Here is a 4,240-nt window from a genome sequence, read left to right as displayed (position 1 = left end):
TGGTTGCGCAGTGTGTACATCAACGAGTGTAGCTACCGGGAGAAGATACACCGGAAAGGGATAAAAATGCCTGATTGATGGCATTTTCCGTCCGTAATGTGGTGTCAGTCATTGGCGTGCATAACGATTCATGCCCGTAAAACGCACCAGCGCGATTCTGGGGCGTTTTCAGAAGAGAAGATGTGTGGTTTTGTGGCTTCGGCGGGAAAACCGCGTACAGCCCGTCTGAGCGGTACGCGTAATGAGACGTTATGTTCAATATCATCAGAATTGAGATATTCATAGTTCTGGAAACGAAAAAGCCGCCAGATAGGCGGCTTTCGGTTATTTTCTTGGTTTCCCTGCATCTGAACGTTTTCCTCGTACCCGTCCATCATTATTACGGTCGCGTGGTTGAGTTCCTCCACCTGGTTTAGGAACGACAACGTGTGGGTTAAGTGGTCGACGATCTGCCATTTCTATTCCTCACTGAGCATAAACAAATAATTGCCAACGGATACTTCCCTGGGCAGGGCTATGTTGGTGGTGGTTTTGTGGTGGAAGAGTTTTCCCACCTGCGATAGTTACTTCTTTACCGCAGCCCGTACATTTATAGATTCCTTCATACTTGCACGTATCTCCCGGCTTATGCTGAGCGTCAAATGCCGGGTTAGACTTTACATCTGCTTCAATAATCTTGCTTTTATTTCCTGCACGAACAAGCGCCATGTGGCCTCCAGATTCTTAATTTTATTGCACAACAGCACTGTGCATTTGTGCATTGTATCTTGTTATTCGTGAGCGCACAAGTGCACAGTGCTGTTGTGCATTTTTTCTGTTTGCTGTATTATGTCGGAGGTAAGAAGGTGATCGAAAAACTTGCCAAGTTACGGCAAAAGTTGAGGTAAAAGAAAAATGCAGCAAGATCATGAGCATGATGATGATTGCCGCATTCAGTTTCGAGACGATTGGCTATACCAGTTTTACAAATATGGTAAAGCCAATCGAAAGATTCCAACTGCGATTAGTGCTTCATTGTTTCGCAAGCTGGATATGCTGAATGCGGCTGATAAAGTTGGAGATTTACGGTCTCCCCCAGGGAACCGATTTGAAAATCTCAACCCTCCATTGACGGGGTATTCATCGATAAGGGTGAATGAGAAATACCGCTTGATATTTAAGTGGGGTGACAACGGTGTCGAGGATTTGTATCTCGATCCACATGATTACCGATAGATAGCAGGTCGTGGCTGTTATCTTATAAAACAAGTAGGTGAGGCATTACCTCACCTACACTAAAACGTCATTACAAATAATGATTAATAAACTAAATGACGTAGCTATATTTAAGATAATTACTCATCGATGTAATTGGTAACAGACGAAATACTTATCTTCCTCATCTCACAGAGTGAAGTGAAAAATTCAGGAGTAAAGCATGTCCCAAGCAACTAGAAAGCCATCAACTGTAGGGGATATTATTCTTTATGAATATCTCGAGCCAAGTGGCTTAAAAATCAATGATTTAGCAGAAATGTTGAATGTGCATAGAAATTCAGCTAGTGCTTTAGTTAACAATAATAGAAAACTGTCCACTGATATGGCGTTTAGGTTGGCGAAAGCATTCGATACCACTGCAAAGTTCTGGTTGAATATACAGCAGTCTGTTGATCTATGGGAGGTTACTAGTAGCCCGCGCTTACAGGAAGAAATAGACAGAGTGACCCCCGCCCATGAAATTATAGAAAGGAAACATAGTGCTGAAAACTCGGATAAGAAACATGCGATTGCATGATTTTTTTTAAAAAAAAATTTTATCATTCAAAAAGAAGGCTTCTATAAAAGGAAGCCTTCTTTTTGAATGATAAAAAGGTTTATAGGCATTTTCTTTTTACGATCATCTTGAGATCCGGTCGCTGTCCGCGTAATCTCTTGCTCTGTAAACGAAAAAACCACCCGGCAAGGTGGTTTTTCGAAGGTTCAGTAACCGGCAAGTTTCTGAACCGAGGTAACTGGCTTAGAGGAGCTCAGTCACCAAAACTGTTCGTTTAGTTTAGCCTTAACTGGCGCATAACTTCAAGACTACTCCTCTAAATCAATTACCAGTGGCTGTTGCCAGTGGCGATAAGTCGTGTCTTTCCGGATTGGACTCAAGTGATAGTTATCGGATAAGGCGCAGCAGTCGGACTGAACGGGGGGTTCGTGCATACAGTCCAGCTTGGAGCGAACTGCCTTCCCGGAGCTGAGTGTCAGGCGTGGAATGAGAAACCGCGGCCATAACAGCGGAATGACACCGGTAAACCGAAAGGCAGGAACAGGAGAGCGCACGAGGGAGCCACTAGGGGGAAACGCCTGGTATCTTAATAGTCCTGTCGGGTTTCGCCACCACTGATTTGAGCGTCAGATTCTGTGATGCTTGTCAGGGGGGCGAAGCCTATGGAAAAACGCCCTAGGGGCGTGGCCTTATCGTCTTTGTCCTGTCCTTCTTGCGCTTAGCTCTAATGTTCTTGTTAGTTCTAAATCTCGCTACGCTCGCCGCAGACAAGTGACCGAGCGTAGCGAGCGAACGGTCGAGGAAGCGGAAAAGAACCGCATGTTACGTGGAGCACTTACGCAGTGAGCAAACAATATAAAACGGCACTGAACATGGCTAAATTCATTCAGGCGCAATCTCTGCTTTTGCTTGAGAAGCTCAACGAACTGGATCTCGATACTGAGGCCGACTTGTGTGAAGCATTACATGAGGATGCGGAACACCTTTTTCGTAGCCTCACGACACGGATAGATGGTCTTCAGGAGAAGTACTAATGGCTCAGGTATCTATCAGTGAAGCAGCTCGTCTTACCGGGAAAAGTCGTACCACACTGCACAGGTTGATTAAAGCAGGTGAGTTGTCCACCTGTCACGGCGAACGAAATGCAAAAATGTTAGATACATCAGAGTTATTGCGCGTATTTGGTGCGTTACGTGGTCTTCCTGATGAACAGGTTGTTGAACAGGTCACTGGACAGCGTGTTACAGCATCATTGTCTGAGAATGAACAGGTGGTCAGGGCGTTGAAACAGGAAGTTGAACACCTGAAATCGCTGGTTTCTGCTCAGAATTCTCATATCGATAGTCTGAAACAGGCGATGCAGCTCCTGGAGCATAAACAGAGCGCTTCTGACCCGCAGAAGGTTCCTGCAAAGCCATGGTGGCAGTTCTGGAAGGGCTGATTACCCCTGAAATTCTGCCTTCCCAGTACGATTTTTTGCATGCAAAAAATCTGTTTATCCTGTCAGGGCGGCGCCCCGACACCCGCCAGCGCCTCACCGCCACGCAATAAATTGCGTGCCCGTTCACCGCTTATGTTTCCTGTCTGATCGATAAGTCTTCTGGTGGCTGAAAACGACCAGAAAATCGTGTCACACCTGACGCACTATACAGTACTGCTCCGAAAGCCTTGCAGCACAAGGTTTTCGGGCGCTACACCCCCACTGTCTGAAGTGTAGCGAAAAGCCCCTAAAAACGCAGTTATCTCATTGTTTTATATGAAATAAAAACTGTAGCGCTCATCGCTGCAGTTTTTATCTTAAATTTTGCTTTAATTTAATGTTTTATAATGGTTTTCTTTGATTTTTTGGGTGTAGCGCGGATGCGGTTTATTTGGATGGATGCTTGTTTCAGGTCTGCGACTTTTTAAGCGTAAATTCTGGATGTGATCCGGGCTATTTTTTCGCGGGGTGTCCTGTTCCCGAGTCCGAAGGCTTTATCCCCTCGATGAATCGCGCTTGATCTTCTATTACATCGGGTCGCTCGACCAGGAAGTCGGGTGATGCTTTTTCCGTGCTGGACAGGTCGCGCCACAGGACTCTTTTCCTGGGTGCTTTTGCATGATGTTCAGTGGTCATAGTCGTGGCCATAGATGTGCGCGTGAAGGGTATCGTGGGTATACACGTTATCAATGTTGTTTATCGCCTTTTGCGGATCAAAATCCGGCGTTGCGTGCCACTCTGCCGAGTATTCCGCACCGGGCGCATCCAGAGCATCCGTATCGTCATCTATCGTGGCGCTGTTTACTTCGCGGACGAATTCACCCCAGATATAACGCATATCGTCGAAAAATTCGGTGAGCCACTTTTTCATATCGTGTCCTGGTTGCGCAGTGTGTACATCAACGAGTGTAGCTACCGGGAGAAGATACACCGGAAAGGGATAAAAATGCCTGATTGATGGCATTTTCCGTCCGTAATGTGGTGTCAGTCATTGGCGTGCATAACGA

Annotated in this window: 6 protein-coding genes and 1 pseudogene; 4 read left to right on the top strand and 3 right to left on the bottom strand. The window is 46.0% G+C overall.

Going from position 1 to position 4,240, the window contains the following annotated elements; translation table 11 throughout:
• Nucleotides 1–465 precede the first annotated feature (465 nt).
• On the bottom strand, nucleotides 466–708 hold the full coding sequence (locus NNN71_RS23905) for a protein L (protein ID WP_271459517.1): 243 nt from the start codon (nucleotides 706–708) through the stop codon (nucleotides 466–468).
• Between the two features lie 186 nt (nucleotides 709–894).
• On the opposite strand from NNN71_RS23905, the gene NNN71_RS23900 reads away from it, so the two are divergent.
• Both NNN71_RS23900 and NNN71_RS23895 read left to right on the top strand, forming a co-directional pair.
• The gene (locus tag NNN71_RS23900) at nucleotides 895–1,215 is read left to right on the top strand and encodes a type II toxin-antitoxin system RelE/ParE family toxin (protein WP_271459516.1); all 321 of its coding nucleotides are present in this window, start codon (nucleotides 895–897) and stop codon (nucleotides 1,213–1,215) included.
• Nucleotides 1,216–1,417: 202 nt separating this feature from the next.
• On the top strand, nucleotides 1,418–1,774 hold the full coding sequence (locus NNN71_RS23895) for a HigA family addiction module antitoxin (protein WP_271459515.1): 357 nt from the start codon (nucleotides 1,418–1,420) through the stop codon (nucleotides 1,772–1,774).
• A 300-nt stretch (nucleotides 1,775–2,074) separates the two neighbouring features.
• On the opposite strand, the pseudogene NNN71_RS23890 reads toward NNN71_RS23895, so the two are convergent.
• Nucleotides 2,075–2,187, bottom strand: a pseudogene (locus NNN71_RS23890) (replication initiation protein).
• Nucleotides 2,188–2,595: 408 nt separating this feature from the next.
• Between NNN71_RS23890 and NNN71_RS23885 the strand changes: the two are divergent.
• Nucleotides 2,596–2,787 (top strand): Rop family plasmid primer RNA-binding protein, encoded by a 192-nt coding sequence (locus NNN71_RS23885; RefSeq protein WP_271459514.1) that lies wholly within the window; start codon nucleotides 2,596–2,598, stop codon nucleotides 2,785–2,787.
• A complete protein-coding gene (locus tag NNN71_RS23880; protein ID WP_035897801.1) occupies nucleotides 2,787–3,194 on the top strand; it encodes a helix-turn-helix transcriptional regulator in 408 nt (135 codons plus the stop codon). Before NNN71_RS23885 ends, NNN71_RS23880 begins: the two co-directional genes overlap by 1 nt.
• A 664-nt stretch (nucleotides 3,195–3,858) precedes the next feature.
• Here NNN71_RS23880 and NNN71_RS23875 read toward each other — a convergent pair.
• Entirely contained in the window at nucleotides 3,859–4,104 is a 246-nt protein-coding gene (locus tag NNN71_RS23875) for a hypothetical protein (protein WP_271459513.1), read from the bottom strand.
• Nucleotides 4,105–4,240 lie beyond the last annotated feature (136 nt).

The sequence above is a fragment of the Kluyvera sp. Awk 3 genome, assembly GCF_028069715.1.
Classification (GTDB): Bacteria; Pseudomonadota; Gammaproteobacteria; order Enterobacterales; family Enterobacteriaceae; genus Kluyvera; species Kluyvera georgiana_A.
This window is presented reverse-complemented; position numbering and strand designations above follow the sequence as displayed.

Bases quoted from the DNA above. Each gene is read 5' to 3' on its own strand.
- NNN71_RS23905 (WP_271459517.1), bottom strand. From the start codon at position 708: ATGGCGCTTGTTCGTGCAGGAAATAAAAGCAAGATTATTGAAGCAGAT.
- NNN71_RS23900 (WP_271459516.1), top strand. From the start codon at position 895: ATGCAGCAAGATCATGAGCATGATGATGATTGCCGCATTCAGTTTCGA.
- NNN71_RS23895 (WP_271459515.1), top strand. From the start codon at position 1,418: ATGTCCCAAGCAACTAGAAAGCCATCAACTGTAGGGGATATTATTCTT.
- NNN71_RS23880 (WP_035897801.1), top strand. From the start codon at position 2,787: ATGGCTCAGGTATCTATCAGTGAAGCAGCTCGTCTTACCGGGAAAAGT.
- NNN71_RS23875 (WP_271459513.1), bottom strand. From the start codon at position 4,104: ATGAAAAAGTGGCTCACCGAATTTTTCGACGATATGCGTTATATCTGG.